We start from the raw sequence: 800 nt of genomic DNA, 5'->3' as shown, positions 1-800 counted from the left end.
AGCCACGAGCTTCGCACCCCCGTCAACGCCGTGGTCGGGCTGGCGGAGCTGCTGCTCACCGATGTCGACGCCGCACCGGCGGAGCGCGAGCAGCAGCTCTCGCTGATCGCCGACTCCGGGCGCACCCTGCTCACCTTGGTCGACGAGCTCCTGGACGTCGCGAAGGCGGAGTCCGGGAACCTCGAACCCGCCTGGGCTCCGCTGGACCTGCGGGCCGTGCTCACCCACCTCGAGGGGACGCTGCGCGGACTCGCCCGCCCCGGTGTCACGCTCACCGTGACCGTTCCGGACGCCTGTGCCCCGATCGTCGGGGACGAGACGATGCTCGCCCGGATCCTGCGCAACCTGCTGTCCAACGCCCTGAAGTTCACCGAGGCCGGGTCGGTCACCCTGGACGCCCGGTTGGAGGATCCCGCGCGCGCCGGCGCGGCCGGGCAGCTCGTACTGACTGTCGCCGACACCGGGATCGGCATACCGGCCGACCAGCACGAGCGGATCTTCGAGGAGTTCTACCAGGTCCGCGGCCCGCACCAGCGCGGCCGCCACGGCACCGGGCTGGGTCTGCCGTACGCCCGGCGCCTGGTCGAACTGCTCGGCGGGACGATGCGGTTGGAGAGCGCCCCGGATGCCGGGACGACCATCACCGTGCGGCTGCCGACCAGTGCGGGCGGTGCTGCGGACGACGGTGCGCGCCCGGCCGCCCTGCTCGTGGTGGACGACGACGCGGCGTTCCGGACCGTGCTGCGACCGCTGTTGCACGGGATCGCGGACCGGGTCGTGGAGATCGCCGACAGTAGTGA

Annotated in this window: 1 protein-coding gene; it reads left to right on the top strand. The window is 72.6% G+C overall.

Features of this window, described 5'->3' with window-relative positions:
* Window positions 1-800 (top strand): sensor histidine kinase KdpD (locus BI06_RS13105; protein ID WP_149030405.1); only part of this gene is annotated, 800 nt, incomplete at both ends.

Origin of the sequence: Kitasatospora sp. MBT66, from assembly GCF_000710405.2 — a bacterium.
GTDB lineage: Bacteria > Actinomycetota > Actinomycetes > Streptomycetales > Streptomycetaceae > Kitasatospora > Kitasatospora purpeofusca.
Note: the sequence above shows the minus strand (reverse complement) of the source record. Positions and strands in the feature narration are given on the sequence as shown.